The 26374-nt window shown below is 38.5% G+C and carries 28 protein-coding genes; 14 read left to right on the top strand and 14 right to left on the bottom strand.

The window, feature by feature from the left end:
* The 3 genes from B9N62_RS04725 to B9N62_RS04715 all read right to left on the bottom strand — a co-directional run.
* Positions 1-282: Rrf2 family transcriptional regulator (locus tag B9N62_RS04725; protein ID WP_087584604.1), on the bottom strand; the 282-nt coding region annotated here is incomplete at its 3' end.
* A 116-nt stretch (positions 283-398) separates the two neighbouring features.
* Positions 399-1034, bottom strand: coding sequence for an NAD(P)-dependent oxidoreductase (locus B9N62_RS04720; protein ID WP_087584603.1), 636 nt, complete (start codon positions 1032-1034; stop codon positions 399-401).
* Between the two features lie 30 nt (positions 1035-1064).
* Positions 1065-1439, bottom strand: coding sequence for a cupin domain-containing protein (locus B9N62_RS04715; RefSeq protein ID WP_087584602.1), 375 nt, complete (start codon positions 1437-1439; stop codon positions 1065-1067).
* 150 nt (positions 1440-1589) lie between these two features.
* On the opposite strand from B9N62_RS04715, the gene B9N62_RS04710 reads away from it, so the two are divergent.
* From B9N62_RS04710 to B9N62_RS04680, 7 genes are all read left to right on the top strand, one after another.
* Positions 1590-2462 (top strand): ABC transporter six-transmembrane domain-containing protein, encoded by an 873-nt coding sequence (locus B9N62_RS04710; protein ID WP_087584601.1) that lies wholly within the window; start codon positions 1590-1592, stop codon positions 2460-2462.
* Complete coding sequence (locus B9N62_RS04705; protein ID WP_087584600.1) at positions 2452-3372, top strand: cation diffusion facilitator family transporter; 921 nt, start codon at positions 2452-2454, stop codon at positions 3370-3372. Before B9N62_RS04710 ends, B9N62_RS04705 begins: the two co-directional genes overlap by 11 nt.
* A 121-nt stretch (positions 3373-3493) precedes the next feature.
* Positions 3494-5284, top strand: coding sequence for a translation elongation factor 4 (gene lepA, locus B9N62_RS04700; RefSeq protein ID WP_087584599.1), 1791 nt, complete (start codon positions 3494-3496; stop codon positions 5282-5284).
* Positions 5285-5456: 172 nt separating this feature from the next.
* On the top strand, positions 5457-5687 hold the full coding sequence (locus B9N62_RS04695) for a 2-hydroxymuconate tautomerase family protein (RefSeq protein ID WP_009294206.1): 231 nt from the start codon (positions 5457-5459) through the stop codon (positions 5685-5687).
* Positions 5681-6403: a hypothetical protein gene (locus B9N62_RS04690; RefSeq protein ID WP_087584598.1), complete on the top strand. Its 723-nt coding sequence runs from the start codon at positions 5681-5683 to the stop codon at positions 6401-6403. Before B9N62_RS04695 ends, B9N62_RS04690 begins: the two co-directional genes overlap by 7 nt.
* Positions 6404-6414: 11 nt before the next feature.
* The gene (locus B9N62_RS04685) at positions 6415-6972 is read left to right on the top strand and encodes a YajG family lipoprotein (protein WP_087584597.1); all 558 of its coding nucleotides are present in this window, start codon (positions 6415-6417) and stop codon (positions 6970-6972) included.
* The gene (locus B9N62_RS04680; protein WP_087584596.1) at positions 6972-7541 is read left to right on the top strand and encodes a phosphoribosyltransferase family protein; all 570 of its coding nucleotides are present in this window, start codon (positions 6972-6974) and stop codon (positions 7539-7541) included. The genes B9N62_RS04685 and B9N62_RS04680 overlap by 1 nt, the downstream gene beginning before the upstream one ends.
* An 83-nt stretch (positions 7542-7624) precedes the next feature.
* Here B9N62_RS04680 and B9N62_RS04675 read toward each other — a convergent pair whose 3' ends face one another.
* The 10 genes from B9N62_RS04675 to murJ all read right to left on the bottom strand — a co-directional run bounded on the left by B9N62_RS04675 (position 7625) and on the right by murJ (position 18703).
* Positions 7625-8263: a YggS family pyridoxal phosphate-dependent enzyme gene (locus B9N62_RS04675; protein WP_180382153.1), complete on the bottom strand. Its 639-nt coding sequence runs from the start codon at positions 8261-8263 to the stop codon at positions 7625-7627.
* A complete protein-coding gene (gene rseP, locus B9N62_RS04670) occupies positions 8260-9369 on the bottom strand; it encodes an RIP metalloprotease RseP (protein ID WP_087584595.1) in 1110 nt (369 codons plus the stop codon). The genes B9N62_RS04675 and rseP overlap by 4 nt, the downstream gene beginning before the upstream one ends.
* 195 nt (positions 9370-9564) lie before the next feature.
* Complete coding sequence (gene pgsA, locus B9N62_RS04665; protein ID WP_087584594.1) at positions 9565-10110, bottom strand: CDP-diacylglycerol--glycerol-3-phosphate 3-phosphatidyltransferase; 546 nt, start codon at positions 10108-10110, stop codon at positions 9565-9567.
* A gap of 31 nt (positions 10111-10141) precedes the next feature.
* Positions 10142-10930: an enoyl-ACP reductase gene (locus B9N62_RS04660; protein ID WP_087584593.1), complete on the bottom strand. Its 789-nt coding sequence runs from the start codon at positions 10928-10930 to the stop codon at positions 10142-10144.
* Positions 10930-11799 carry a 4-hydroxy-tetrahydrodipicolinate synthase gene (dapA, locus tag B9N62_RS04655; RefSeq protein WP_219336781.1) on the bottom strand — a complete coding sequence of 290 codons (870 nt, stop codon included), beginning with the start codon at positions 11797-11799 and terminating at the stop codon, positions 10930-10932. The genes B9N62_RS04660 and dapA overlap by 1 nt, the downstream gene beginning before the upstream one ends.
* A gap of 26 nt (positions 11800-11825) precedes the next feature.
* A complete protein-coding gene (locus tag B9N62_RS04650) occupies positions 11826-13067 on the bottom strand; it encodes a M16 family metallopeptidase (protein ID WP_087584591.1) in 1242 nt (413 codons plus the stop codon).
* A gap of 11 nt (positions 13068-13078) precedes the next feature.
* Positions 13079-14152, bottom strand: coding sequence for a quinone-dependent dihydroorotate dehydrogenase (locus B9N62_RS04645; protein WP_087584590.1), 1074 nt, complete (start codon positions 14150-14152; stop codon positions 13079-13081).
* Positions 14153-14204: 52 nt separating this feature from the next.
* Complete coding sequence (locus B9N62_RS04640) at positions 14205-15929, bottom strand: ABC transporter ATP-binding protein (protein WP_087584589.1); 1725 nt, start codon at positions 15927-15929, stop codon at positions 14205-14207.
* Positions 15922-17316 carry a cysteine--tRNA ligase gene (gene cysS, locus B9N62_RS04635; RefSeq protein ID WP_087584588.1) on the bottom strand — a complete coding sequence of 465 codons (1395 nt, stop codon included), beginning with the start codon at positions 17314-17316 and terminating at the stop codon, positions 15922-15924. Before cysS ends, B9N62_RS04640 begins: the two co-directional genes overlap by 8 nt.
* Complete coding sequence (murJ, locus tag B9N62_RS04630) at positions 17303-18703, bottom strand: murein biosynthesis integral membrane protein MurJ (RefSeq protein WP_087584587.1); 1401 nt, start codon at positions 18701-18703, stop codon at positions 17303-17305. Before murJ ends, cysS begins: the two co-directional genes overlap by 14 nt.
* Before the next feature lie 122 nt (positions 18704-18825).
* Between murJ and B9N62_RS04625 the strand changes: the two genes are divergently transcribed.
* From B9N62_RS04625 to B9N62_RS04595, 7 genes are all read left to right on the top strand, one after another.
* Complete coding sequence (locus tag B9N62_RS04625; RefSeq protein ID WP_087584586.1) at positions 18826-20739, top strand: flagellar assembly protein A; 1914 nt, start codon at positions 18826-18828, stop codon at positions 20737-20739.
* A 17-nt stretch (positions 20740-20756) separates the two neighbouring features.
* Entirely contained in the window at positions 20757-21311 is a 555-nt protein-coding gene (gene ruvA, locus B9N62_RS04620) for a Holliday junction branch migration protein RuvA (protein ID WP_087584585.1), read from the top strand.
* 11 nt (positions 21312-21322) lie between these two features.
* Positions 21323-22363 carry a D-alanine--D-alanine ligase gene (locus B9N62_RS04615; protein ID WP_087584584.1) on the top strand — a complete coding sequence of 347 codons (1041 nt, stop codon included), beginning with the start codon at positions 21323-21325 and terminating at the stop codon, positions 22361-22363.
* Positions 22364-22427: 64 nt separating this feature from the next.
* Positions 22428-22658 (top strand): type II toxin-antitoxin system Phd/YefM family antitoxin, encoded by a 231-nt coding sequence (locus B9N62_RS04610; protein ID WP_087584583.1) that lies wholly within the window; start codon positions 22428-22430, stop codon positions 22656-22658.
* Positions 22648-23430 (top strand): alpha/beta fold hydrolase, encoded by a 783-nt coding sequence (locus B9N62_RS04605; protein ID WP_087584582.1) that lies wholly within the window; start codon positions 22648-22650, stop codon positions 23428-23430. The genes B9N62_RS04610 and B9N62_RS04605 overlap by 11 nt, the downstream gene beginning before the upstream one ends.
* Complete coding sequence (locus tag B9N62_RS04600) at positions 23427-24851, top strand: Mur ligase family protein (RefSeq protein WP_087584581.1); 1425 nt, start codon at positions 23427-23429, stop codon at positions 24849-24851. Before B9N62_RS04605 ends, B9N62_RS04600 begins: the two co-directional genes overlap by 4 nt.
* Positions 24848-25288, top strand: coding sequence for a hypothetical protein (locus tag B9N62_RS04595; RefSeq protein ID WP_087584580.1), 441 nt, complete (start codon positions 24848-24850; stop codon positions 25286-25288). Before B9N62_RS04600 ends, B9N62_RS04595 begins: the two co-directional genes overlap by 4 nt.
* A gap of 11 nt (positions 25289-25299) precedes the next feature.
* Here B9N62_RS04595 and B9N62_RS04590 read toward each other — a convergent pair whose 3' ends face one another.
* The gene (locus B9N62_RS04590) at positions 25300-26313 is read right to left on the bottom strand and encodes an HdrB C-terminal domain-containing protein (protein ID WP_087584579.1); all 1014 of its coding nucleotides are present in this window, start codon (positions 26311-26313) and stop codon (positions 25300-25302) included.
* Positions 26314-26374: the final 61 nt, after the last annotated feature.

Here is a 26374-nt window from a genome sequence, read left to right as displayed (position 1 = left end):
TGAGTCAGAGTGAATTTTAAAAAGTTTTTCTTTATCATTTACTGCGTTAAAAATATCAAGCAAATTTATATCTTTTGGCTCTTTTGCAAGACTCACACCACCAACCCCAGCTACAACATTCACAAGTCCTGCAGCCTTTAGAGTGCTAAGCAGACGCCTAACTATGACAGGATTTGTGTTTATACTACCTGCTATAAATTCGCTCGTGACTTTCTCGTCTTTGAAAAAACAAGCTGCTAAAATTACATGGATCGCGGTTGAAAACTTAATCCCTACTTGCATAACTGTCCTTGAAATTTTCTCTGATTATACTTTAAATTTTTACTAAAAGCAGTTTATTTTTTAGTTTAGAGTTGACAAGTTGGCTTTTTGTGCCAGCTATGTCAAATCTATAATTTTTATGCTCGCTCGCCAACTGCTGTGAAGCGTTTTTGTATAAATTTTTTGTTTTTTAGCTCGTCTATGATCGCAAGCGCAAGGTCTGCATAGCTTATATAGCTCTCATTTTTTGAGTTTAAGATGAGATTATCTCCACCAAGCACGTATTTGCCAGTACGAGCACCATTTGCGTCGTAGTCACCTGCTGGGCTTACGTATGTCCAAAGTAAATCGCTCCTATCTTTTAGCTCAAAATAAGACTCCGCAGTCGCCTTTGCCACGCCCATATATGCCGCTGGGAAGTCTGGGGTGTCCATAACCATAGTGCCTTTGCTATCAACAAATAACGTGCCAGCGCCACCAACTACGATGAGCCTTGTGCTAGTGCCTTCTAGTAAATTTACTAGGTGAGTGGCCACTTTTTTATGAAGCGCAAATGTTTCTTCGCTCCACGCTGCAAATGCGCTGATAACCGCGTCAAAGCCTGCTAGATTAGCCTTTGTAAGCTCGAAAATATCTTTATAGATAACCTTTACGCTTTCGTTTTTATACTCTTTATTTCTAACTATCGCTGTGACATCATAGCCTTGCTTTAAAGCCTCGTTCACCAAATTTGTACCGCTTTTACCATTTGCGCCTATGATTGCTATTTTCATTATTTCTCTTTTAAATTTTGTTTTTAAATTTTACAGCCAGCTTGGCTTTACGTCATCAACTATCACGCCGTCACTCATAGTGTATTGTTCTAGGCTACCTTTTTTACTTTGGATACACATCATTTTTATACCACTTGTGCCAGCTCTAAAGCACCTTTTACCTTCTGGGTCTATGCGTAGTGCGTCGCCTTTGCTTACTTTTATCACTTCGCCGTCGATAAAAAGCTCGCCATCGCCATCAGTGATGATGTAAAGCTCCTCGTTTTGCTTGTGCGCATGGACAAATGGCACGCTCACATTTGCTGGAAGTTCGTTTATAGATACCTCACAGCCAGTTAAATTTAAAGCCTCTTTTAGCTCGACTCTTGGCGCATTTGCGATCTTTGCAACCTGATAATTTTTCATTTTATTCTCCTTGTTTTTTTGTTGTAATCTTTTTTCTTACAACTGATGAGCGAAGTATAATACTTTTTAGTTGTAATGTCAAGAGTTACAACAAAAATTTTTCAAAATTTATAAATTTTGGCTAGAATTCGCGAAAATTTAGGAGTAAATTTGCAAAATAACGCCTTTAAAACGCTAAAGAGCATAGCGACCGAGCACAATAAAAATCTCATTTTGACATTTGCTTTGGTGTTAGCGGAGAACGGACTTTTTCTGGCATACCCGATATTTGCGGGCTTTGCGATCAACGCAATCATGCAAGGAAATACGTTAAATGCTCTCACTTACGCACTTTTTGTGCTCATAGCGTGGCTTGTAGGAGCCATTAGGCGCCGCGTGGATACACGAGTTTTTGCAAATATCTACGCAAAGCTTGCTGTAAATGTCATCATGAATGAAAAACAAAATACCAAAGACGACTCCGCCATCATCGCCAGAGTAGCGCTCTCGCGAGAGTTTGTAAATTTCTTTGAGACGCATTTTCCTATGTTTTTTACATCAGTTATTTCGATCATCGGCTCAGCGTTTATGCTCATCTTTGTCGAGCCAAAGGTCGCTGTGGCGTGCTTTGCCGTGATGACCTTTTTTCTTATATTTTTACCAAGATATATCAAGAAAAATGACGACCTTTATCTTCGCTTAAATGACCGCTTAGAAAAAGAGGCAAAAGTGATAGGTGTTTTTAATAAAAGCACGCTAAATAGGCACTATGACGTCGTTTCTAAATTTTGTATAGCGATCTCAAATAGGGAGGCGATGAGCTATTTTATCATCGGCATTAGCGCTTCGCTATTCTTTTTGGTGGCGATAATAGTGCTAAGCTCGCAGCAGACAAATGCCGGCCACATCTACTCTGTGATGACTTATATATGGAATTTTGTCATCAGCCTTGACGACTCGCCAAAGCTCATCGAGGAATTTTCAAATTTAAAAGATATAGGTAAGAGGATCGACGCCCAAAAGAAGGACAATGATGCACAATAAGAGCGTTCTTAGAAATTCATTTTTTCTAATTTTCACGTTTATGATAGTTGAGGCTGTTTTTGGCTTTGTTTCAAACTCGCTTGCGCTTATTAGCGACGCATTTCACATGCTCTCAGACGCTGCGGCTCTCTTTTTGTCACTGGTTGCTTTTAAGATCGCAGAAAAAAGGGCAAATTTACAAAAGACCTTTGGCTACAAAAGGGTCGAGATCATCGCTGCTTTCATAAATGCTATCGCTCTTATCGCGCTGGCTATCTTTGTCATAGTCGAAGCGATCATCAGACTTTTTAACGAGCCAGAGATAGAGGCTAAAACGATGCTTTTTATTAGTATTTTGGGGCTTATTATAAATTTAGTCGTAGCCGTTTATATGCATAAAAGCGCTGATACAAAAGAAAACTTAAATATGAAAGGTGCATATTTGCACGTGCTTAGTGATACGCTTGGCTCAGTTGGCGCCATCGTTGCAGCTCTTCTTGTGATGAAATTTAACTTCACGCAGGCTGATAGCATCGCAAGTATCTTTGTCTCGTTACTCATCATAAAAAGTGGCGCTAGCTTGCTAAAAGATAGCTTTAATATCCTGATCGAAGCCGTGCCGCTTAAGCTTGATACGGATGAAATTTTAGGCGTTATAAAGGGTGTAGATGGCGTTAAAATCGTGCATGACCTGCATATCTGGGTGATAAATGCTGGCACAAATGCGCTCATAGCCCACGTGGTGGTGGATGATGCGCTAAGCGTGGCTGAAATTTCAAAGATGATAAAGCGAATCGAACACGAACTTTCTCACGCAGGCATCGGTCACGTCACGCTTCAGTTTGAAAGTGAGAACCTTGGACATAAAGACGATCTCATCTGCGAGTTAAATGACGATGAAGGACATGAGCACTTTGGACATTGTCATTAAGATTTTTAAGAATAGAGCCAAGCTCTAGTGACGGGCTTATGATAAAAATATATTTATTGGCATTTAAATCAACTTTAGGCAAAATAAAAGCCAAAAATTTAACAAAAAAGTAAAAGAGTAAATGAAAAATATTAGAAATTTTAGCATCATCGCTCACATAGACCATGGCAAAAGCACACTAGCTGATCGGCTTATTCAAGAATGTGGAGCTGTTAGCGACCGTGAGATGAGCTCGCAGATCATGGACACGATGGATATCGAAAAAGAGCGTGGTATCACGATAAAAGCTCAGTCTGTTCGCCTAAACTACGCACTACATGGCGAAAATTTTGTTTTAAATTTGATCGACACTCCAGGTCACGTCGATTTTAGTTACGAGGTGAGCCGATCTTTAGCCAGCTGTGAGGGTGCACTGCTAGTAGTGGACGCTAGTCAAGGCGTAGAGGCACAGACCATTGCAAATGTTTATATTGCACTTGAAAACAACCTAGAGATCATCCCGGTGATAAATAAGATCGACCTGCCAGCAGCCGATCCTGCTAGAGTAAAGGATGAGATCGAGCATATTATAGGACTTGACTGCTCTGGAGCGATCGAGGTGAGTGCAAAAACAGGCGTTGGCATAAAAGAGCTGCTTGAAGCGATCATCACGAGGATCCCTGCGCCAAATGGCGACGCAAACAAGCCTACAAAGGCGCTGATTTACGATAGTTGGTTTGACAACTACCTTGGCGCGCTTGCTCTTGTGCGTGTTTATGATGGTGAAATTTTAAAAAATGATGAAATTTTAGTTATGGGCACAGGTAAAAAACACATCGTGCTTGACCTCATGTATCCAAATCCTATCGCACCGATCAAGACCAAAACGCTTAGCGCTGGCGAGGTTGGCATCGTTGTTTTGGGACTTAAAAATGTTAGTGACGTGCAAGTTGGAGATACGATAACGCAGTCAAGAAATCCTCTAAAAGAGCCAGTTGGGGGCTTTGAGAGGGCTAAGCCGTTTGTCTTTGCGGGACTTTATCCTATTGAAACTGATAAATTTGAAGATCTGCGTGACGCGCTGGATAAGCTAAAGCTAAATGACAGCTCGATAAGTTATGAGCCAGAGACCTCGGTCGCGCTTGGATTTGGTTTTAGAGTGGGCTTTTTGGGGCTACTTCATATGGAAGTGGTAAAAGAGAGGCTGGAGCGTGAATTTGACCTAGATCTCATCGCCACAGCGCCGACCGTGACATACGAAGTCATCCAAACTGATGGGCTAAATTTAAAGATTCAAAACCCAAGTCAGCTGCCACCAGTCAATAAAATAGACTCAATCCTTGAGCCATATGTGAAAGCCACTATCATCACGCCAAGCGAATTTTTGGGCAACATCATCACGCTGTTAAACAACCGCCGCGCCGTACAGACCAAGATGGACTACATCACGCCCGAGCGCGTGCTGCTTGAGTATGACATACCGATGAACGAGATCGTGATGGACTTTTACGACAAGCTAAAATCAAGCACCAAAGGCTACGCGAGCTTTGATTATGAGCCTAGTGACTACCGCGTAGGCGATCTAGTAAAGCTTGATGTCAAAGTGGCTGGTGAAACGGTCGATGCACTCTCTATCATCGTGCCTGAGAGCAAGGCGCAGACAAAGGGCAGGGACTTTGTAAAAGCAATGAAAGAGATCGTGCCTCGTCAGCTCTTTGAAGTAGCGATACAAGCTAGCATCGGCAATAAAATAATCGCTCGCGAAACCGTGAAATCAATGGGTAAAAACGTCACAGCCAAGTGCTATGGTGGCGATATTACGCGTAAGAGAAAGTTGCTTGAAAAGCAAAAAGAGGGTAAGAAGAGGATGAAGGCGATAGGAAAGGTGAATTTGCCGCAGGAGGCATTTCTCTCAGTCCTAAAAATAGACTAGCGGCGTGCCGTGAGCGCCTTTGAATGAGCTTTAAATTTTCTCTCTTCGATGGACTATTTGTCCTATCTTGATCGAAAATTTATGCGCAACATCCAAAATCATCTCACGACATTATGACTTGTCTTGTGTTGTTTTGATAGGTTTAAATACTAAATTTGCAAAAAGGAGCATTATGCCGTTTGTGAAAATTTGTGTGACAAAAGAGGGTGATAGCCCAAGTGTGGAGCAAAAAGAGAAGATGATAAGCGGAGTTACAAAGCTAATAAGCGAAATTTTAGGTAGAAGCGCTCAAAATACCGTTGTCATTATCGATGAGATAGACACTAACAATTACGGTATAGCAGGCGAGAGTGTGAAAAATCTTCGTAAAAAACAAAAAGAGCAAAAGGAAGTAAAATGCTAAGAACGACATTACTAGCAGTTTTTTCAGCTATCTTTCTAGCTGGCTGCATGGCTAAAGCCAGCCTTTGCCTCTCATGTGAGGGTATAGACGGTGTGCAAAGTGCGAGCATAAATAGCGAAGATAAGATGTATTTTGAAGAGGTTATGAGGATACCGGCTGATTGCAGTGCTTGCAAAGGCAGGGGTGATAGTCTTTTTATAAATGGTGTTAAGTACAAAAGCGATGTAGCAATAAACTGCTGCTTAGAAAAAAACATGATCGATACTAATGTTGGGTTAAAAAAGGTTTATTTCCACAGGATCGTCGATGCTAGAAGTAGCACAAGATCGATATATTACACAGGTGTTGAAGGAAATACTGCAGTTTTTAACTCAAATCCACGCCTTGAAGTGCTTTTTTACATGTTTTTGCAGCGTGAGTTAAATTCTCGTGGAATCGTTGTTGTCGATACTCAAACATCGCCTTACACATATAGGCTTGATTTTAGATTTGACGAGCTTAGAGGAAGCTACTCGGGAAGTTCAGAAATTTTAAATGGACATCTAAATGGGCTTCTTATTCTTTCAAATATAAATTTCAAAAAAACGTTACCTATCTCGACCAGGCACCATGTGGAGAAGTTAGAAGCTTCAGAGTCTGGTCAGTTTGACTTTTTTATCGCACTTTTAGTTAAACAAGCCGCGATAAAAGTAGCCGATGAGATCACTAAACTTTAAAAGGAAAAACGATGAATAAATTTAAAATTTTAGCTATTTTTGGACTTTTTGTTTTATTTTTGACTGGTTGTGCGCCAAGTCAAAGTGTTGTCGCATTTGATCCATATAAGGCTGTTGTGAGCCAGCAAAATAGCGGTTTTGAAGCCTATATAAGCACAGTGCATGACAACCGTAAAAACAAAAGTACCATTGCTACGATCACTGACAGCAAAGGCACAGTAAAAGAATATGTCGTGCTTCAAAACGATCTTGCTACTTATTTTAGCGATTCGCTCAAAAAAGAGCTTATGGCGCGCGGTGCAAATGTAAATGGCATGGGTGGAGTCGTGGTTGAAATTTTTATCAACGAGTTTGAAGCAAATATGAGCGGATACGGCACTGATAATACAAAAGGCAATATTAAGATCACACTTAAGATCCAAAAAGGCGATCAAAGCATCGTTAAAAACATTTCAAATAATCAAACCAAATTTGAGTTAATTCCCACAGGTGGAGCATTTAAATCATTTTTAACTGAGATCATAAATGACGCTATCAAACGTACAGCAATTGCTATTTTAAATAGCTAATGTTTTGTGCGTTTTGCAAGAGCTTTACACCAAATACATTTTGTAAAATTTGCTCACAAATTTTAAGCGAACCAAGCCCGATAGTAAGAGAACTAGAGGGCTTTAAAATTTATAGCTTTTACGGCTACTCTGAAATAAAAGAACTCATCCACTCCAAGCACCAAATGCACGGATATTTTATATATAAAAATTTAGCTAAATTTGCATTTAGTCAATTTTTTAAAAGCTTTAGCTTTCCAGAGCAAGTCTATGCTTTGCCTATAGATGATAGAGTGCATCATGGCTACTCGCACACGGCTATTTTGGCAAATGCGCTAAGGGCTAAAAATCTAAAGCCCATATTTCACGCACTGCATGCAACCAGCAAGATCAGCTATAGTGGTAAGGATTTGCAATTTAGACAAAATAACCCAAGAAATTTTAAAACCCTAAAAAAGATCACTGCGCCAGTTATTTTGGTAGATGACATCGTAACCACTGGCACAACGATACTTGAAGCTAGAAATACTCTAGAAAAAGCTGGCGTAAAAGTACTTTTTGCTCTAGTTTTGGCTGACGCTAGATATTAAAATTTTAATTTTTTTCCCAAGTCTTTTTAGTAAAAATTTATCAAGCTCCAGCAACAAAGGTAAATCAGACAAAAGCGATAAAATTATAAATAAAGCATTGTCCCAAGGCGAATCATATTTGAGCCACATTTTATCGCTAGCTCGAAGTCACTACTCATACCCATCGAGCAGATAGTTACACCTTTTGGCTTTAGGCTATCAAAAATTTTATAAGTTAGCTCAAAGCTCTTTTGAATCTCTTTTGGCTCATCCACATGCGCTCCGATACTCATCACACCTCTTAGATTGATATTTTTGCACTCACTTTGGATACGCTCATAAATTTCTGCCGCATTTGCTACACTTACACCTTGCTTTGTATCCTCATCAGCCGAGTTTATCTGAAGCAAGGTATCAAGCTTGTAGTCGAGTCTTTTATCGACCTCTACGGCCCTTTCAAAGCTATCACAGCTTTGCCAAAGTGTGGGCTTTAGGCTTATCATTTGATTTATTTTGTTATTTTGCAATCGGCCGATCATATGCCATTTTATATCAGCAAAATTTTGCAGTTCTAGCTCTTTTTTGGCTAGCTCTTGGACTCTATTTTCGCCAAAATTTCTTTGCCCTTGCGCGTAAAGCTCTCTTACTTCAGTGCATGTCACATTTTTGCTAACGGCGATGAGCGTCACATCTTTGCTTAAATTTTCTATCTTTTCAAGCAGCTCTTTTAAAACTATCATCATAAACCTCCACTTAATCTCATAATATCATTAAAGGTTGCAAGCATCATTATACCAAGCAGTAATGCCCAGCCGCAGTAGGTAAGTGTCGTGAGCACTCGCTCATTTACCTCGCGTCTAAAAATTAGCTCATATAGGTTAAAAAGTATGTGCCCACCATCAAGTGCAGGGATGGGGAATAAATTTAAAATACCTAAATTTACTGAGATTAAAGCGACGATCGTCAAAAGTACGCCAAGACTTATTTTTGCGGCTTTTGAAGTGACATCAGCGATCTGTACAATGCCACCGACCTCTTTTAGTGGCACAGCTCCGCTTACTAGTTTGGTAAAGCTTTTAAAGATTAGTTTTGATGCTTCTAGAGTTTCATCGTAAGCAAATTTTAGACTATCAAAGCCTATATGATAAATTTTTACCACTTCGCCATTTGGAGAGATCCCAATCAATGGACGCTGTACCTTTTCATTAAATAGATTTACCGTCTCGCCTATCTTTGGTGTTAAATTTATAGTCATTTGCGAGCCGTTGCGATCTATCAAAATGGTGCTTGGCTCAAGTCTCACTTTTTTGCTGATATCGTCCCACTCGTTTATCTTGACGCCATTTATCGCTAAAATTTTATCATTTTTAGCTAGTCCAGCGCTTGCAGCTGCTGAGTCTTCAGCTATGTGGCCTACACTTGGCGCAAGTCTTTCAACTCCGATAAATCCAAGCAAAATGTATATGAAAAACGCCAAAATAAAGTTAAAAAATGGCCCTGCAAAGAGGATGTAAATTCTCTTTATAGGGCTTAGCACATTGTAGCTGTCCGCGTCGTAGTTTTTGGCTTTTGGATCGGTGTCGTCTTGTCCTTTTAGCTGTACGTATCCACCAAGTGGGATCGCGCTTAGGCAGTAGTCGGTGCCGCCAACATTTTTGGTATAAATTTTCTCACCAAATCCGATGCTAAAGGTGTTTACCTTTACACCAAGCGTTCTTGCTGCCAAAAAGTGGCCAAGCTCGTGAAAAAATATAAGAAAACTAATGGCTAAAACAGTCACTAAAAAATAAAACGAATACGCATAAAGCCCAAGGCAAAGTAGGGCTAACGTGAAGAGAATGCCTTTCAAAACTTACCTTTTTTGAAAAATTGATGAGATTTTAGCCAAAGTTTATAAATTTACTCTCAAACGACGTTTGGCTAAAAATTTCTTTTAGCTAGGAGAAATTTTTAACTTAATTTTACTTATTTAGAAAATGAAGTTTTTATTATTTATATAAATTTTTGCAAGTAAAAACTTTTGGTCTTACGAGTGAAAGAAATTTTAACTCTTTTTCATCGCCTTTACATAGGCAAAAATGTACTCAAACCCAGAATAAAGCGTAAGCGCAACAGCTATCCAGAGCAAAAGTTCTCCGCCTGGCCAGCTCATCAGTAAAAATCCAACCGCAAACATCTGCGAGACGGTTTTTACCTTGCCAGCCATTGATGCAGCGACTTCGACGCCATCACTTGCCATCACGACACGAAAGCCAGTTATAAAAAATTCTCTTACTAAGATAAGATAGACAGCCCAAGCACTAGCCCTTCCAAGCATCATGAGGCCTAAAAATGCAGCAAGAATTAGCATCTTGTCTGCCAGTGGATCAAGGATCGCCCCAAGTTTAGTTTTTTGATCCCAGCTTCTTGCGATGTAGCCGTCAAAAAAGTCAGTTACCGAGGCGATCACAAAGATAAGAGCTGCGAAGTAGTTTATCCAGCTCATGTGGATTTGCGTAAAAATACTAGGTGCATTTACAAGCATAAAAAACATAAGCGGAGCCAGCAGTATCCTAAAAAACGCTAAAGAATTTGGTAAATTTAAACTCACAAATATGCCTTTATGCTTAGAAATTTAACTCTCATTTGAAAGTCGTGCCACCGTCTATTATAAATGTATGTCCAGTCACCCAGCTAGCTTTTGGTGAACACAAAAATAGACATGCTCCGGCTAGATCAGTCGGCTGTCCCATGCGGTTTAGTGGGCTAAGCTTTGCTGTCATATCGCGCACCTCTTCGTAGTTTGTAAAGGCTCTTAGTGCATCTGTCTCGATAGGGCCGCCGCTTACGACGTTTACACGGATATTTTTCTCGCCAAGCTCGGTTGCAGCGTATCTTGCCATAGCTTCAACGGCTGCTTTTGCTGTGCCGTGACCTGCGTAGTTTTCGATATATACCAAATTTCCAGTCGATGATAGGCTGATGATGCTACCACCACCCACTTTTTCCATGCGTTTTGCAGCCTCTTGCGTGCCTACGACAAAAGCATTTACTGTTGCTGTAAAGATATTATTTATACCTCTTGGTTTTAGCTTCATAAATTTAGTGTATCCACCAGCTACTGCGCGACCTGAGATGATAGCATTTGAGATGAAAAAATCAATCCTATCAAAGTCCTCGTCTATCTTTAAAAATAGCTCTTTATAAGTTTCTGGCTCAAGAATATTTAGCGCATATGCTCTGGCTTTTATCTTAAAATTTTCCTCAAGCTCTCTTGCTTGCTCATTTGCAAGTTCTTCGTTTGAGTTATAGGTAAATGCTATGTTTACGCCAGCTTTTGCAAATTCTTCAACTATGGCTCTACCGATACCTCTAGTGCCGCCACTGATAACTAGCGTTTTACCTTTAAATTCGTTTAGTGTGTCCTTCATTAAAATCCCTTTATTTCATAATTTTTTATTACTTCTTCGATTTTTTTAAAATTCTCTTTACTTGGTTTGCAAAGTGGCAAGCGGTACTCTAAAGAGTCGATGAGTCCAGCTAGATACATCGCTGCTTTGATCGGTATCGGATTGCTTTCGCAAAAGAGTGTTTTATTTATCGTATATAGATTGTCGTTTATTAGTTTTGCTTTTTTGTACTCTTCGTTCATCGCAAGGTGCGTAAGCTGTGAAATTTGATCTGGCAAGAGGTTTGCAGTAACTGAGATGACGCCCTTGCCGCCATTTGATATGATAGGATAGTTGATCGCATCTTCGCCACTAATGACTACTAAATTTGGCTCGTGAGCTAGCAGATCTACGCATCTATCTATGCTACCTGTTGCCTCTTTGATACCGTAGATATTTTTGCACTCTTTAAAAAGCCTAAAAACGGTCGCTGGCAAGATATCCACGCCAACTCTGCCTGGAACATTGTAAAGAAGCACAGGGATTTCAATGCTATTTGCGATAGCTTTGTAGTGCTCGTAAAGCCCTTCCTGCGTTGGTTTGTTGTAGTAGGGAGCAACTGAAAGGATGCCATCAGCGCCATGAGCTTGAGCAAATTTAGCGATACCAATAGCCTCGTGAGTGGCGTTGCTACCAGCACCAGCAAGCACTTTAACGCCTGTACCTTTACACGCATCTACGGCTATTTCGATACAAATTCTATGCTCATCATGCGTCAGTGTTGCACTCTCGCCAGTAGTTCCAACTGGTACAACGACATCTATGCCGTGCTTTATCTGTCTTTTTATTAGCTTTTCAAAACTGACTTCATCTACTTTTTGATTTTTAAATGGCGTAATGAGTGCGGTCATCGCACCTTGAAGCGAATTTTCCACGTTTATTCCTTTTTTAATATTATTGTTGTGCTGGTTTTTTCATTGAAATATTTATTTGCTATCTCTTTTAAAAGCTTGGCATCTATCTTATCGATATTTTTTTCAAGCTCGTAAAGTGGCTTTATGTCGCCTCTAGCAAGATATGAGCCATATAAATTTGCGACCTTGCTTGCACTCTCAAATGAGTAAATAAAATCAGTTTTTATCAAATTTTTAACTCTTAAAACATCATCTTTGTCGATTGGTTTATTTTTTAAATCATCTATGATCTTTAAAATTTCAGCCTCAACCGCGTTTGCTTCGATATCTGGGTTGCAAACTGCTAAAAATATAAATAAATTTTCATCAACACAGCTCATATTATAAGCATAAATTTGATTTACGAGCATTAGCTCATCGATTAGACGTTGCTGTAAAATAGAGCTTTTGCCAGTGGCTAGATATTCGCTTATCGCATTTAGACCTACTTGATCAGTGTGTTTAAAATTTGGGATTTTATAAGCGATCGCTAGCATTTGTGTTTGGCTATCTTTGTAGATAATAGCTCTTCTAGCCCCATCTTGCTCAGGTTCTTTGCAGTGAGTTTTTGGGATGGCTCTTTTGTTTTTTATTTTGGAGAAATTTTTCTTAGCTATCTTAAATGCCTCATCCTTGTCAATGTCGCCACTTATCATCAAAACCGCATTTTTTGGCTGATAGTATGTAGCGTGAAATTCTTTTATGTCGGAGATATTCCAGTTTTCGATATCTTTTATAAAGCCTATTGGCGTCCAGTGGTATGGGTGGTAGATAAATGCGTGATTGTAGAGTCTAAAGTAGAGGTATCCCATAGGATTGTTGTCTGTTCGCCACCTGCGTTCTTCATGCACCACGTCTCGCTCTGGCTGAAATTCTTTATCTTTTAGGCTTAAATTTTTCATAAGCTCAGCAAAAAGACCAAGCGTTTTGTCTAAATTTTCATTTGAAGCTTTTATAAAGTAGTGGGTATAGTCAAAGCCTGTACTTGCGTTATTTACGCCACCAAAGCCTTTTACGATCTCGTCAAACTCCCCAGCTCGTAAATTTTTGGTTGATTTAAAATTTAGATGCTCTAACATGTGAGCGATGCCGCTTTTACCCATCACTTCATTTCTTGATCCAACTTTATAAAAGACATCGACGCTTATCACTTTTGAGCCCGGATTTACTGGTACGTGATAAATCTCAAGTCCATTTTCTAGTTTAAATTTATTAAATTTTATCAATCTCTTGCCCTCTATTTTTTAACGTCTGCGCCGACTGCTTCGCTGATAGAGCCAAAGCCATCTCTTTTTAAAAGCTCTAAAATTTCTAAATTTATATCTCTTGCGATCATCGGCCCTTTAAAGATAAAGCTTGTAAAAATTTGCACTAGATTAGCCCCCATTTTTATGCGCTCATATGCCTCTGCGCCGCTATCTATGCCGCCACATGCTATAAGCGTCGTTTTGCCATAAAGCTCATCTGCCACGGCTTTAAAGATATCTTTTGACTTTTGAGCGATAACCTTGCCGCTTAGTCCGCCAAAATCTTTTAGATTTGATGAGTGAGAGAGCGAGTAATCAACGCTTGTATTTGAAACAAGCACGCCACTAGCACCGTTTTCTACCGCACAGCTGCAAAGCTTGATCGCATCTTCGTGACTCATATCAGGAGCGATTTTAAAGATGATTGGTTTTTTAGTAAGTGGCAAAATGACGCTAAAAAGCTCTTTTATAAAGCTCTCATCTTGCAATGCTCTTAAATTTGGCGTGTTTGGCGATGAGACATTTATGACAAAGGTGTCGCAAATTTCGCTAAATTCTCTTACTAAAATTTCATAGTCTTTTATTGCATCTTCGTTTGGTGTGACCTTGTTTTTACCGATGTTTGCCCAGATAGGTAAAGTATAAGGATAAAGTTTTTTGACTCTATTTTTGACAGCCTCACAGCCGTCGTTGTTAAAGCCCATAGCATTTTGGATACTCTCTTCGTCTATGAGTCTAAAAAGTCTTGGTTTGTCGTTACCAGGTTGAGGTTTTGGAGTAAATGTGCCAAATTCTAAATACCCAAATCCAAGAGCTGTGAGCGCTTCAAACATTGTGGCATTTTTATCAAAGCCCCCAGCTATGCCAACTGGGTTGTGATAAGTGCTTGAGAATAAATTTTGTTTTAGCGCATTGTCATTGACCATGCACTTATTTGCTACAAAGCTTAATGATCCTGGAAAAATTTTATTTGCTCCGATCATTGCAAGTTCTGCGATTTTATGGGCAGTTTCAGGATCAAATTTAAAAAATATAGATTTTAAAGTTTCGTAGTTTAAACTCATTTTAACCTCTTTAAAATGCCTAAAATTTCTGCAAATCTTAGCAAAAATCGCCTTAAACTAAGGCTTTGCCTTTAAGTTTTGCATAAATTTCATTTCTCTTGCTAAGCTCTTCATCATTTCCGATATCAACGACCTTTCCACCACTTAAAACCGCGATCTTATCAGCACTCTCAACCGTACTTAGACGGTGAGCGATGACAAAGATGATCTTTTTGGTTCTTAGGTTGTTTATAGCCTTTGTGATCTCTTTTTCACTCTCATTATCAAGTGCTGAAGTGGCCTCGTCAAAGATAAGAATTTGTGGGTTTTGATAAAGTGCTCTGGCTATTGCTATACGCTGTCTTTGACCGCCTGAAAGGTTTGTGCCAAATTCATTTAAGATGGAGTGGATACCATCATCTAGTTTGCTTACAAACTCATAAGCATTTGCCATTTTTAGCGCATTTATCACGGCATCTTCGTTAAATTCTCTGCCGTAAGCTACGTTTTTAGCGATCGTGTCATTAAAGATATAGACGCGCTGGGTGACAAGTCCGATATTTTGGCGAAGTGAGTGAATTTTGATATCTTTTAAATTTATGTCGTTTATTAAAATTTCTCCGCCATTTACGTCGTAAAATCTCATAAGCAAATTCATAAGCGAGCTTTTTCCGCCACCACTTGAGCCAACAAGGGCTATAAATTCTGACTTATTTGCCTCTAAATTTATCCCTTTTAAGACCTCTTTGTCGCCGTAGCTTAGGCGGACGTCGTTAAATTTGATCAAATTTATCTCTTCGTTTAGCTCTTTTTGGCCATCTTTTATCTGGCTTACCTTATCCATCAGGAAAAAGGTCCTCTCGCTCGCTGCGATGGCATCTTGCATTTTATTGTATATATTTACGATACGTTTTAGCGGGGTGTAGAGCATGAAAAGCGCAGTTAAAAACGAGAAAAATGCACCCATATTTATATTTCCATCGATGACGTCTTTGCCGCCTATTATGATGACAGCTGCCACGCCGATTGAGCCAATTGTTTCCATTAGTGGGCTTACTAGTTGCTCGATTTTTACGGTTTTAAGGTTTAACTTAAAAAATTTGTTATTTTCTTCAACGAAACGTGAGTGCTCGTATTTTTGGGCATTATTTGCCTTGATGATCTCGATATTTGTAAAAATTTCACTCAAGGCTGAGGTGATATCAGATGTCTTTTCTTGCGATTTTTTTGAGATTTTTTTCATCTTTTTAGCAAGGCGCGAGATCGGATAAATCGCTAATGGCATAACAACAAGTGCAAAAAAGGCTAATTTAGGGCTTTGATAGATGACTACACAAAGCAGACCTATGATAGTTACAAGCTCCCTAATAAGCTCAGGTATGATGCTTGAAACAATAGATCTTATGCGCTCTATGTCGTTCGTGGTTCTGCTTATTAGCTCGCCTGTTCTAAAATCATTAAAAAATTTCATGTCCAAATTTAGTAAATTTTCGACCATCTTTTCACGAAATCTTCTAATCGTATCTTGACCAATATACGCGGTAAAATAGGCCTGCATAAAAGTTCCAACATTTTTTAACAGATAAATAGCAATGATCGCACATGGTAATAAATAAAGTAATGTTTCGTTTTTTTCAACAAAAATTTTATTAAGTACTGGCTCCACTAGATATGCACTGACTGCTGTTCCGCCACTTGCGAGAGCCATACCGATAAAGGCTAATATGAAGTGTGGAATGTAGTCTTTAAAATATGGGCCAAAGCGTTTTAGCACATCTTTTAAGCCAAAGTTATTCATTATTTCTCTCCCAAACTGCGCCATTTGGCGTATCCATGATAGAGATATTTAGGCTGGAAAGCTTATCTCTTATCTCGTCAGCCCTTGCAAAATTTCTCTCTTTTTTGGCTACCACGCGCTCATCAAGAAGTCTTTGGATGTACTCTTTTTGCTCGTCACTTACACCAAACTGAAAATACTCAACATAATCTGTGCTAGCAATGCCTAAAATTTCGCCTATTAGCTCTAAATTTGCCACCACTTCGGCCTTGTAGGCTTTATCTTTTGGGTTGCTATCAAGTCTTTCATTTGCTGTTTTTACAAACTCATCAACACTTGCAAGCGCTTTTGAAGCGTTTAGATCATCGCTTAGTGCCTCAAGTAGCTCACTTTTAAAGCTCTCGTTTGCACTGCCAGCCTTGACGCCATCAACTCTTTTTTTGAGGCGGTAAATTTTATCTAGCCTCTTTTTAGAAGCGTTTAGATCCTCGTGCGAGTAGTTAAAATGAGCTCTGTAGTGGCTCGTAAGCAAGTAATATCTAAGCACTTCGCCATGAACGTTTTTTAGGGCGTCCTTTACGAAAAAACTGTTATTTAAGCTCTTGCTCATCTTTTCGTTATTTACTTTTATAAATCCGTTGTGCATCCAGTATTTGCTTAAATTTTTATGATAAGCACATCTGCACTGGCTAGCTTCATTTTCGTGGTGTGGAAAGAGCAGGTCGATGCCGCCAGCGTGGATGTCGATCTCAAATTTATCATTTTCTTTATCGCTTAAAAACTCCCTTATCATCGCCACGCACTCGGTGTGCCAGCCAGGGCGACCCTTGCCAAATGGGCTCTCGTACCATTTTTCATCAAATTTCCAAAGCACAAAGTCTTTTTCATCTCTTTTTTCGCCAAAACTTGCCACTCTGGCGATTAGATCGGTGTTATTATACTTGCCGCTAATGCTAAAATAGCCACTATCCTTGCTCGTGTCAAAGTAAATTCCATCGCTCGTTTTATACGCCACGCCTCTATCCATAAGCACTTTGATGTAGCTAATGATCGCCTCCAAGCACTGCGTAGCCTTTGGTTTAAAGTCTGGATCAAGCACGTTTAAAGCGCCCATATCGCTCTCGTAGTGCGCTATATATTTGTTTGTGATCTCCTCTAGGCTTTGGCCAGTTTGCGCCATCTTGTTTAAAATTTTATCGTCAATGTCGGTGTAGTTTCTTGCAAATTTGATCTTGTAGCCAAGCGCTTTTAAGACCCTTCTTAAAAGATCAAAGCTAACGGCTGACTTTGCATGTCCCAAATGTGCATCGTCATAGACCGTTGGACCGCACAGATAGATGCTCGCCTCACCATCTTTAATAGGGCTAAACTCAACCTTTTCTCTTTTAGAAGTATCAAAAATTCGCATTAAATATATCCTTTAAAAATGTTAAACCAAAATAGAGCAAAACCGCCAAAAGTGCGATAGCGGCTATAAATTTAGGCTCGATTATAGCTAAAAATCGCTTAGCTCCAAAGGCTCTTATGTATAAAATAAGCTGCAAAAATCCCCCAAGCGAGCTTGCAAATGCAAGGCCTGCAGCTCCAAATTTCTGCATTAAAATGACAGCTAGGATCAAATTTATCACAAGGCAGATGATAGAAATTTTGGCTGCCTCTTTTTGTTTCATATTTGCATAGAGCCAAAGTGAGAAAATTTTAGCCAGTCCAAATGGCGTAAGCCCCACCAAATAGGCACTTAGCACCTTCGCACACTCAATGGTGTTTGCCCTTACGAAATTTCCTCTCTCAAACAATAGCCAGATGATAAATTCACTTAGCACAACGCCTGTGATCGTGGCTGCAAGTAGGGCGCAAAGTAGCAAGTAAAAGCTCTTTTTTGTCCAAACTAGGGCGTTGGTTTCGTCTTTTTGCTTTAAAAGTCTAGTGATCTTTGGAAAGAGTGCCTGAGAGAGCGCGATCGCAAAGATGGCAAGTGGGAGCTGAAAAATTCTATTAGCATAAAAAAGGTAGCTTATCGAGCCACTTACCAAAAAGGTAGCCAGCCAAGTGTCCATAAATGCGCTTATCTGCATCGCACTTGAGCCAAGTAGGCCGTGGTAAAAATTTATAAAAAAGCCTTTGCTTTGCGCTCTTTTGCCTTTAAAATATCCGCTTAGACCGCCCCAAAAAATTTTATTTAAGGTGTTAAATTTCATAGCAATTAGATGCACCAAAACTTGCAAAGTGCCGCCTGCAATGACGCCAAAGCTAAGATAGAGTGCGACCACACTCTCGCTCTTGCCACGAGCCAAAAGTAGCGATGCGATCATGGCTAAATTTAGCAGCGCAGTAGAAAACGCAGTTGTCGCAAAGTGCCCTTTGTACTGAAGTAGCGCACCCATGAAAGTGACGATATAAACAAGGGCTAGATAGTAGAAATTTATACGTACAAGCGGCACTGCATCGGTGATATTTTGTTCACTCAGACCGCTTGCGATGATCTTTATAAAGTATGGCGTAAATAAATTTACAAGAAGCGTCAATGCGCCTATAAAAAGTAGAAATTTGATGAAAATTTCAGCTTGAAAGATCGCTTTTTTCTTACTATTTGCAAAATTTGGCAAAAACGCCTGTGTAAAAGCACCCTCGCCAAAGATACGGCGAAATAAATTTGGGATTTTAAAAGCTATAAAAAAGAGGTCGCTAAATATGCCAGCACCAAGAATGGAGGCCGTAAGAAGATCTCTAACTAGCCCTAAAACCCTTGAAGTCATGATGCCAACTGAGTTTGAAAAAAAGCCTTTTATAAACATCGCTCACCTAATAAATTTAAAAACGCAATGGTAACAAAAGATGCTTTAAAGCTTACATAACCCAAATTTAATAAAATTTTGGCGATAATAAGAGCCAAAATTTTATGTGAAATGGATCAAATTTGAGCGAGAACGTGCAAGAAAACGAGAGATTTTTACCGCCAACGCAAATTCAAACTTCAACGCCTTATATATCGCTTAAAGAACTAAGCAAGCAATACAGCGTACCGGTAGATTTTATAGATTTTAAAATTTTAGATATTTTGACTTATTATAAAAATAAAGATAATGAAGAGCCAGTTTTTGTCCCTGAAGAAAATTTAAACTTTTTTGATGATAATGCTTTTTATCTTGACGAGACACTGGAGATCGAGCAGGTCTATGATATGGAATTTTTTGATGTTAGGCTAAATGCTGTGCCAAAGCTTCCAAAGATAGAAATCGGTGTAAATTCAACAGTTACAAAAGTAGTCGCAAAGGTAAAAGCCACAAAAGATTGTGAATACGAACAGCATTACGAAGATAAACTTTTTGAATACATCGCCAAACAGCTTATGAAAGCTCAAATTTTAATAGGTATAAGGATCGGCAAACTAAAAGATGAGTTAAAACAAATCGCCTCAGTTGTGCATGTAAAGGGCGAACTTGATAAAGACTACATACTAAACATAACACAAGGTATAAATCCAAAAAAAGCTACCGATGCAAAGATACTTTACTACTACAAAGATAAACTTGATGCGATAAAAGAGGAAGACAAGGTTGATTACGCTGATAGAGGTTTTGTTTTTGGTGTGGCACAAGATGAAGTGATAATGGAAGAGAAAAAGTCTCACGAAGGGCAAAATGGCCGTGATGCGAGAGGTAAATTATTGATAGTAGAAAAGCCAAAAGAAGATACTGGCAAAGAGATAAGTATAAGCGAAAATATAGAGAGAGTAGAAAATGACGATAGCATAATATATATCGCTAAAAAATCAGGATATGTGGTTGAGAAAAATGGCTCATTTGATATTGAAGAGCGTATAGAGATAAATGAAGCAAATTTTAAAACAACTGGCTCTATTCAAGCAGGCACTGATACAAATGTGACTTTGGTGGTTAGGGAAACTGATACTATAAAAGACGCCATCGGCACTGGCATCATCGTGGAGGCTGACGAGATCGAGGTTAAAGGAAATGTCGGTGCAAATGCGATGGTTAAAGCAAATGAAGTAATAATCGGCGGTCAAACACACCAAAAGGCTAAAATTTATGCAAAAAATGCAAAAATTTCTATCCACATCGGTAAGGTTGAAGCTGAAAATGTCGAGATAGATAGGCTAGAAGGCGGAAATGTCGTAGCAAAAAGAGTTAAGATAAATAGCGTCGTTGGTGGCTCTATAACCGCTCAAAATATCCAAATAAATACGCTTGGCTCAAACTGCACTATCACAGCTTCACACTTAATAGACGTAAGATATCTAAGAGGCACTGACAATAAATTTATAATCGATACTAGCAAAATGCCTGAAAGTGCTGAGGCTACGCAAGAGCAGTTAAATAAGATCGAAAATACAAAAGCAGAGCTTGCCTCTCTTCTAAAAAATATTGAAACAAAGAAAAATGTCATAAATGAAAATAAAGACTCGATTTATACCATAAAAGCAAAGGTAGAAGAGCTCTCAAAAGCTAAAGTGATACCGCCAGTTACTTTTATGAAAAAGCTAAAAGAGTATCAAGGTCTAGTCAATGAATATAACACTTTGCTAAAAATTTTTAAAGATAAAAAAGAGTTGTTAGCTACTCTAAAAGATGAGCTTGAGATCATGCAAAATGGAATATTTTCTGCAAAAGTGATAAATAGAGGCAACTGGGTTGAATTAAATGAGATTAGATTTGTTATCGTTGATCCTCCGCAAAATGTCACTTATATCTCAAAGCAAAATGAAACCGCTCATGCCATTACTTTAGAGAAGATTGGCGATGGCGATGAGGCTGAGTATAAGATCAAAAAGTCAAATAAATTAGAAGACTACACAGATACAAATTTTTAAGAATAAAAGGTTAAATGATGATAAAAGCGATCGAAGGTGTCGTCAGCAAAAAAGATCCCGCATTTGTGATACTTAAGACAAATAGTGGCGTAAGCTATGGAATTTTTATCTCGCTTTTTTGCTCAGCTAAGCTTAGTAGGGGCGAAAAAGTCGAGCTTGCTATAACACAGATCATAAGAGAGGACGCAAATTTACTCTACGGCTTTTTGGATGCAAATGAGCAAAAGATGTTTGAGATGCTAATAAAGCTAAATGGTATCGGCGCTAGCACAGCGATGGCGGTTTGCTCAAGTCTTAGCTCACAGGCATTTACAAACGCCATAATAAGCGGCGATGCGGATACTTTTAAAAGCGTGCCAGGTATCGGACCAAAGACTGCTAGACGCATCATAGCTGAGCTAAGTGATGCAAAGCTAATAAGTGACGAGAGTGTGCCAAGCTATCAAAACGAAGCACTTTTGGCACTTGAGGCGCTTGGCTTTAAACGTGAGAAGATAGTGAAAATTTTGCTTGAGTGTAAGAGTGAAAATACAAGTGATCTTATAAAAGAAGCATTAAAGAAATTAGGATAAGGATTAAAAAGATGAATTTAGGTGTGATATTTGGAGCAAAGAGCTATGAACATGAGATAAGCATAGTTAGTGCGATAGTTTTAAAAAATGTCCTAAAACAAGAGCTAAAATTTATATTTTGTGACGCAAATAGAGATTTTTATCTTATCGAGCAAAAAGACATGAGAGCAAATTTCTTTAGCTCTGGTAAATACAAAAATTCAAAAAAGCTCATTTTATCTAAAGGCGGATTTTTCATACACTCTCTTTTTGGCGATAAAAAAGTAGAGTACGACGTCATTATAAATCTGATCCACGGCATGGACGGCGAAGATGGCAAGATAGCGGCACTTTTTGACTTTTACGGCATAAAATATATAGGTCCAAGGCTTGAAGCAAGCGCACTTAGCTACAACAAAGAGCTTACTAAATTTCTAGCACAAAAAGCTGGTGTAAAGGCGCTTGATTACGAGATGTTAACTCGTCAAAGTGAGCCAAAATTTCACTATCCTATTATCTTAAAGCCAGCAAGACTTGGAAGTAGCATCGGCGTAAATATAGTGCATGATGCTAGCGAGCTAGCTTATGCAAAAGACGTAGCATTTGAGTTTGATAAAGATGTGCTTGTCGAGCCTTTTATAAAGGGAGTAAAAGAGTACAACCTTGCAGGCTGTAAGATAGATGGAAAGATAAAATTTTCTATCATCGAAGAGCCAAAAAAGAAAGAATTTCTTGACTATGAGCAGAAATATCTTAGCTTTTCAAATGAAAACAAGGTAAAAGAGGCTGAAATTTCTGAAGAGCTAAAGCAAAAACTTAAATTTAACTTTTCAAAAATTTATGATTGCGGTTTTGACGGAGCGATCATTAGATGCGACTTTTTTGTGATAGATGATGAGGTCTATCTAAATGAGATAAATCCAAATCCAGGAAGCCTTGCAAATTATCTATTTGAGGATTTTGAAAGCACTTTAAACGCTCTTGCAAACTCACTTCCAAGAGAGCGTAATATAAAGATCGATTATAGCTTTATAAACTCGATCACTTCAGTAAAAGGTCGCGGAAAAATTTAGGCCATTTAGTAGATTATAAAGTAGTTTGTGATATTTTACGTAAAATTTTACATAAAGAGCGATAATGGTAACTTTTACAAAAGATGAAATTTATACAGCAACTGAAGTGGTTAGGAATTTTAGTTCAGTGCTCTCTCGCGTGGGAGCTAATGAGTTAAAAAGAGCGGTCATTGTTAAAAATAATAAATTTGAAGCTGTGCTTTTGAATATGGAAGAGTATGAGCGCCTTTGCGAAGCAGTAAGCGTGCTTGAGAGCATTTACGCTGCTAAAAAGAGAGAAAACGATGGCGAGTAGGGCGGTAAAGTACGGCTCAAATGAGTATGAGATCAGCTACGAAGTAGTAAATCCAAAATGCAAAAAAATAGTGCTTTTCTTGCACGGCTGGGGTGCTAATAAAGAGATAATGAAAAAGGCATTTGGGCACTATCTAAACGAGTTTTGCCATGTCTATATCGACATGCCAGGCTTTGGTAAAAGCTCAATTACTGATCCGTTAAAAACAAGTGATTATGCAAAAATTGTTGAAAATTTTTGCGCCGAGCTTGGCATAAAGCCAGATATCGTCGTAGGTCATAGCTTTGGCGGCAAGGTCGCAACGCTTCTAAAACCGCAATATCTTGTGCTTTTAAGCTCAGCTGGCATAGTTGTTAAAAAGCCATTTATCGTGCGCGCAAAGATCGCTATTTTTAAAATTTTTAAGCTTTTTGGATTTGGAAAATTTTATAAATTCTTTGCCACAAAAGATGTAAGCGGTATGAATAGAGTGATGTATGAGACCCTAAAAAACGTAGTTGATGAGGATTTTACAAAGCATTTTGCTAACTTTAGTGGCAAGGCTTTGATATTTTGGGGCGAAAATGACAAGGCAACGCCTATAACAAGCGGAGAGAGCATACATAAGCTCATAAAAAATAGTTCATTTTTCCCGCTTAGTGGCGATCACTTTTTCTTTTTGCTTCACGCTAAATTTATATGTGAAGAGATAGAAAAGGGGATAAATTTTGAGCCAAATGAAGCAAAAAATGTCGTGCTAGATGATGAGAGCGGGATCGAGGAGATAAGATGAATATATTTTTAAGCATAAGCACAGTTTTATTTATCTTTGCGCTCGCTTTTTATGTGATCACTTGCTTTCAGTGGTTTTCATATAGGCCCGAGCGCGTGCTCTTTCACTTCACAAAGCCCGCTTGGCACGTCCTTTTCTTCATCGTGCCTTTGGTGCTATTTTACACGACTGGTAAGTGGTTTTTTATCTACTTTTACTTTGCGCTTTTGCCAGCTCTTTATCTTTGGCACAAAAAGCTTGATAAAAAGTTAGTTTTTACTGCTAGGATCAAGCACTTTTTTGTGATCCTTGTTTGTGCTATTATCCTAAACTACGCTCTAAATTTCATCATTCACAAGGCGTTTTTGGCTCCGATGCCACTTTTTGTCTTGGTTGTGAGCCTATTTTTTAGTGAAATTTTAGAAAAGATAAAATTTCAAGGCTTTAAAAACAAGGCACTTAAAAAACTGGGCGCAAATAAAGATCTAAAAATCATCTTGATCACAGCAAGCTACGGCAAAACTAGTATCAAAAATTTCTTATTTGAAATTTTAAAAGATAGCTTTGTCTGCTACAAGACGCCTCGCAGCGTAAATACAATGGCTGGCATCATCAAAGATATCAATGAAAATTTAAACGAGCAAACGCAAATTTATATCGCAGAAGCAGGCGCTAGACTAAAGGGCGACATCCTAGAGATCACTAAATTTCTAAACCCGCAAATCGTCATCGTAGGCGAGATCGGCGCGCAACACATTGAATACTTTAAAACAATTGATAATATCCGCTCTACCAAGCTTGAAGCACTTCAAAGCGCTCGTTTACAAATAGCATTTTTACATAGCTCGACAAAAAAAGAGCCAAGCCAAAATATAGAAATTTACGATGAGAGTCTAAAAGATATCAATGCAAATTTAGATGGAATTTCATTTATGCTTGATGGCAAAAACTACGCTTCGCCGCTACTTGGCAAATTTAACGCTACAAATTTAGCCGTTTGTATAAGGGTGGCAAAATACCTAAAAATGAGCGATGAGGCGATAAATAAAGCGCTGTCTAAGATGAAAAATGTCGAGCACCGCCTAAGCAAGATCGAGGCTGGTGGCAAGCTGATAATCGATGATAGCTTTAATGGAAATTTTTCAGGCATGAGCGCAAGCTACGAGCTTGTAAGCACCTACGCTGGCAGAAAAGTGCTGCTAACACCAGGCATTGTCGAGAGTGATGCGGAGCAAAATGCAAATTTAGCCAAGGTGATAAATGAAATTTTCGACCTTGTCATCATTACAAGCTCGCTAAATGCTGAAGTTTTACTAAAGCACATCGTAAAGCCAAAGATCATCATCTTAAAGGATAAAAATAAAATGCAAGAAATTCTAGCTCAAAATACGCGTGCTGGCGATCTCATACTATTTTCAAACGACGCACCGAGCTTTATATGAAAAAGATAGTTTTTTTAATTCTGGCTTTAAATTTAGCATTTGGCTTTGATATCGATGATTATGACAGAGGTATTGAGGCACTAAATGCTGGAGATTACGCAACTGCGTATGAAATTTTCTATGATGGCTGTGAGCAAAAAGATGTGCTTTCGTGCGAGGCTTTGGGCGATATGTTTGTAAATGAAGAGATAAATGAGCAAATGGATAGTGATCTAAAAAAACACTCAAATATCGAGCTTGGCGTGAGTTATTATATGAAAAGTTGCGACCTTGGCTACCAAAATGCTTGTGATGATGTGATTAGCTTAAGGGATGATTTAAACATAAGCCTACCAGCTGGTGTTTATGAAAACGCCAAAGCAAGGTACGATGAGATAAGGCAAGAAGACGAAAAAGAAGAAACCTTAAGCGAGCAAAATGCGACTTTGCAAAAATAAATTCTCTAGTTTTAGACTAGATTTACTTTTAGTGTATGCTCTTTTAGGCTTGCTGGAATTTTGCCATTTTCAAGCTCGATCAGTTCGCTAACTCTTAAAATATAAAAATCCTGCAAACTTCTGTTTGCAAATTTTTCAAGCTTTTTTGAAAGCGTGTCAAACATATAAAACTCAGCCTCATTGCTAGCTAGTAAAAAATCAGCCCCGCTATCAAACGCATTAAAGATGGTCTTACTTGCAAATGCAAATGCAAGCTTTTCGTTTACTTTTAAAAGCTCAAATCCACAAGGAAATTTATTGTTTAGATTTATAAAATTTGCTCTAAATTTATCTAAATTTTTAGGGATTTTATCGCTTACGGCTATTTTAAATCCTTTAAATTTATCCAAGCCCTTTATCTTTTTAAGCTCATTTTTTGAGGTTTCATCCTCCTTTATCTCTAAAATTTCTTTAAAAAACCTAATCGCTTCGGTATAAATTTCGCTTCCGCCAAAGATAAAATCATCAATCTTGTAAGCTATCAAAATGCCATTTTCATTGTTGATAAGCCTCATAATCTCATCATTTTTTTCTTTTTTATAAAGATGATGAGCCAGTGTGATAGCAGCTGCACCTATAAAATTTGGCTCGTATTCTCTCACAAAATCAGCATAAAAATATGGCTTTAAGCTTGCATAAAATTCTTTGTCTGCTTGATCGCAAAATTTATCAAATGGCTTAAATTTCTCCCAAAAGTCGTCATCATTTATCTCAAGATCTAAAACTGCTCTTTTTTCATCAAGTGGCGAAATCACAAGCTCGCCTGCAAATTTCTCATATAAATTCTCTAATGGTTCAGCAGTACTTACTGCGACATCATTTACTTTCACAAAGCCGGTTGTTGGCTGAAAATACGGATCAATCTTTTTAATATGCAAAAATAGCTCATCAAGGTTTGCGTAATCTAAAATTTCTAAAAAATATGGTTTAAAATACGACAAAATATCCTTTTTTGCATTAAATCTAAAAATTTCTATTTTTTGCATTTGGCTCCTTTTTTGGCTTATTTTATCCTAAAATTAAAAGGAGTTTCATTATAATGGCCCG

This window comes from Campylobacter concisus (genome assembly GCF_002165785.1).
Lineage (GTDB): Bacteria > Campylobacterota > Campylobacteria > Campylobacterales > Campylobacteraceae > Campylobacter_A > Campylobacter_A concisus_W.
This window is presented reverse-complemented; position numbering and strand designations above follow the sequence as displayed.

Bases quoted from the DNA above. Each gene is read 5' to 3' on its own strand.
- B9N62_RS04720 (WP_087584603.1), bottom strand. From the start codon at position 1,034: ATGAAAATAGCAATCATAGGCGCAAATGGTAAAAGCGGTACAAATTTG.
- B9N62_RS04715 (WP_087584602.1), bottom strand. From the start codon at position 1,439: ATGAAAAATTATCAGGTTGCAAAGATCGCAAATGCGCCAAGAGTCGAG.
- B9N62_RS04705 (WP_087584600.1), top strand. From the start codon at position 2,452: ATGCACAATAAGAGCGTTCTTAGAAATTCATTTTTTCTAATTTTCACG.
- lepA (WP_087584599.1), top strand. From the start codon at position 3,494: ATGAAAAATATTAGAAATTTTAGCATCATCGCTCACATAGACCATGGC.
- B9N62_RS04695 (WP_009294206.1), top strand. From the start codon at position 5,457: ATGCCGTTTGTGAAAATTTGTGTGACAAAAGAGGGTGATAGCCCAAGT.
- B9N62_RS04690 (WP_087584598.1), top strand. From the start codon at position 5,681: ATGCTAAGAACGACATTACTAGCAGTTTTTTCAGCTATCTTTCTAGCT.
- B9N62_RS04685 (WP_087584597.1), top strand. From the start codon at position 6,415: ATGAATAAATTTAAAATTTTAGCTATTTTTGGACTTTTTGTTTTATTT.
- B9N62_RS04680 (WP_087584596.1), top strand. From the start codon at position 6,972: ATGTTTTGTGCGTTTTGCAAGAGCTTTACACCAAATACATTTTGTAAA.
- B9N62_RS04675 (WP_180382153.1), bottom strand. From the start codon at position 8,263: ATGATGATAGTTTTAAAAGAGCTGCTTGAAAAGATAGAAAATTTAAGC.
- B9N62_RS04660 (WP_087584593.1), bottom strand. From the start codon at position 10,930: ATGAAGGACACACTAAACGAATTTAAAGGTAAAACGCTAGTTATCAGT.
- dapA (WP_219336781.1), bottom strand. From the start codon at position 11,799: ATGACCGCACTCATTACGCCATTTAAAAATCAAAAAGTAGATGAAGTC.
- B9N62_RS04645 (WP_087584590.1), bottom strand. From the start codon at position 14,152: ATGAGTTTAAACTACGAAACTTTAAAATCTATATTTTTTAAATTTGAT.
- B9N62_RS04640 (WP_087584589.1), bottom strand. From the start codon at position 15,929: ATGAATAACTTTGGCTTAAAAGATGTGCTAAAACGCTTTGGCCCATAT.
- cysS (WP_087584588.1), bottom strand. From the start codon at position 17,316: ATGCGAATTTTTGATACTTCTAAAAGAGAAAAGGTTGAGTTTAGCCCT.
- murJ (WP_087584587.1), bottom strand. From the start codon at position 18,703: ATGTTTATAAAAGGCTTTTTTTCAAACTCAGTTGGCATCATGACTTCA.
- ruvA (WP_087584585.1), top strand. From the start codon at position 20,757: ATGATAAAAGCGATCGAAGGTGTCGTCAGCAAAAAAGATCCCGCATTT.
- B9N62_RS04615 (WP_087584584.1), top strand. From the start codon at position 21,323: ATGAATTTAGGTGTGATATTTGGAGCAAAGAGCTATGAACATGAGATA.
- B9N62_RS04610 (WP_087584583.1), top strand. From the start codon at position 22,428: ATGGTAACTTTTACAAAAGATGAAATTTATACAGCAACTGAAGTGGTT.
- B9N62_RS04605 (WP_087584582.1), top strand. From the start codon at position 22,648: ATGGCGAGTAGGGCGGTAAAGTACGGCTCAAATGAGTATGAGATCAGC.
- B9N62_RS04600 (WP_087584581.1), top strand. From the start codon at position 23,427: ATGAATATATTTTTAAGCATAAGCACAGTTTTATTTATCTTTGCGCTC.
- B9N62_RS04595 (WP_087584580.1), top strand. From the start codon at position 24,848: ATGAAAAAGATAGTTTTTTTAATTCTGGCTTTAAATTTAGCATTTGGC.
- B9N62_RS04590 (WP_087584579.1), bottom strand. From the start codon at position 26,313: ATGCAAAAAATAGAAATTTTTAGATTTAATGCAAAAAAGGATATTTTG.